2 protein-coding genes are annotated in these 1,951 nt (G+C 70.0%); one reads left to right on the plus strand and one right to left on the minus strand.

The features are described from left to right. Positions 1 to 380, minus strand: a 380-nt coding sequence (ssb, locus tag N790_RS05130) for a single-stranded DNA-binding protein (RefSeq protein ID WP_043801639.1), incomplete at its 3' end; no start/stop codon positions are given. Positions 381 to 519: 139 nt separating this feature from the next. Between ssb and N790_RS05135 the strand changes: the two genes are divergently transcribed. Then, positions 520 to 1,518, plus strand: a complete 999-nt coding sequence (locus tag N790_RS05135; RefSeq protein ID WP_043801641.1) for a polyprenyl synthetase family protein — start codon at positions 520 to 522, stop codon at positions 1,516 to 1,518. The last annotated feature ends 433 nt before the right edge of the window (positions 1,519 to 1,951 follow it).

The raw sequence follows: 1,951 nt of genomic DNA on the forward strand, positions 1-1,951 counted from the left end.
CCGCCGGCGCGCGCCGGGCGCTCGCCGCGCTCGCCGCCTTCGCCGCCCATGCCGCCGAGCATCTGCATCTCGTTGGCGATGATGTCGGTGCTGTACTTCTCGACGCCGTTCTTGTCGGTGTACTTCTCGGTGCGCAGGGAGCCCTCGATGTACACCTGGCGCCCCTTCTTCAGGTACTCGCCGGCGATCTCCGCCAGGCGGCCGAAGAACTTGACCCGGTGCCACTCGGTCCGCTCCTGCTGCTCGCCGTTCTTGTCCTTCCAGCTCTCGCTGGTGGCGACGGAAATGGTGGTGATGGCCGAACCTGACTGGCTGTAGCGGGTCTCGGGGTCGTTGCCGAGGTTGCCGACCAGGATCACTTTGTTGATGCCGCGGGCCATGGCGTTCCTGCCTTCTCGATGGGGTTGCCTTGTGAAGGGGGGATTATGCCAGCCCCGGGCCGCCGGGGCGTCGGGCCTTCTCCCCCCGGATCGTCGGGTTTTGCCCCGGCGACCACGCGCGGGACCCTATAATTGGGCCATGTCCGCCCAGCCCACCGCCCCCGCCCTGCCCGGAATCGCCGACATCCAGGCGCTCGCCGCCGGCGAAATGGCCGCCGTCAACGCCCTGATCCGCGGCCGGCTGGCCTCGGACGTGCTGCTGATCAACCAGATTTCCGAACACATCATCGCCGCCGGCGGCAAACGCCTGCGGCCGATGCTGGTGGTGCTGGCGGCCCGCGCCCTGGGCGGCGGCGGCCCGCGGGCGCACCAGCTGGCGGCGATCATCGAGTTCATCCACACCTCGACCCTGCTGCACGACGACGTGGTGGACGAATCCGACCTGCGCCGCGGCCGCAAGACGGCCAATGCCCTCTGGGGCAACGCGGCCAGCGTGCTGGTGGGCGATTTCCTGTACTCGCGCAGCTTCCAGCTGATGGTCGAGCTCGACGCGATGCCGGTGATGCAGGTGCTGGCCGACACCACCAACCGCATCGCCGAGGGCGAGGTGCTGCAGCTGCTGCACGTGCACAACCCGGACACCGACGAGGCGGCCTACCTGCGCGTGATCGAGCGCAAGACGGCGGTGCTGTTCGCGGCGGCCACGCGCCTGGGCGCGCTGCTGGCGGGCGCCGACGCCGCCACGCAGCAGAAGCTGCACGACTACGGCCTGAACCTGGGCCTGGCCTTCCAGATCGCCGACGACGTGCTCGACTACACAGCCGACGCCGAGGCCCTGGGCAAGAACCTGGGCGACGACCTGGCCGAGGGCAAGGCCACCCTGCCCCTGATCCACGCCATGGCGAACGCCGACGACGCCTGCCGGGCCCGCCTGCGCGAAATCATCGAAACCGGCGACGCCACCGCCATGCCCGAAGTGCTGGCGGCCATCGGCCAGTCCGGCGGCATCGGCTACAGCCAGCAGCGCGCCGCCCACTACGCCGCCCTGGCCGAAGCCGCCCTCGACGACCTGCCCGACACCGACTGGCTGCGCGCCCTGCGCGGCCTGGCCCACTACTCGGTCTCGCGCAACCACTGAACGGACTTGCCTGGCCGGCAAGCAGGTCACGGGCTCGCGGGCGGTTGTGCCTCGCAGGCGTCATCGCGCACAGAGGGGTATGGCCGCCGGTTCGATCGATACGACGTCCGTGTCCATCGACTCACCGCCGTTCCGGGCATCCTGCCCTCCACTTCGTCCATACCCCTCTGTGCACGCTGCCGCAGTCGGAACGTCGCGGCCAGCCGGCGGGCGAGCCCGTGCGCGAGCGCACGCGCTTGTCCCCGCGGAACGCCGATGCGCCGCGATTGCGGCAGCGTGCACACACCTCTATGGATGAAGCGGAGGCAGGATGCCGTAGCGGCCGCCCCTCGATGGGCAGGACGCCGCGTCGAGGGGCGGGCAGCCATAGAGGTGTGTGCGCGATGACGCCCGCCAAAAACCAACGAACGCGAGCAAGTGACCTGCCTGGCAA

It is taken from the genome of Arenimonas malthae CC-JY-1, assembly GCF_000747075.1.
GTDB lineage: Bacteria > Pseudomonadota > Gammaproteobacteria > Xanthomonadales > Xanthomonadaceae > Arenimonas > Arenimonas malthae.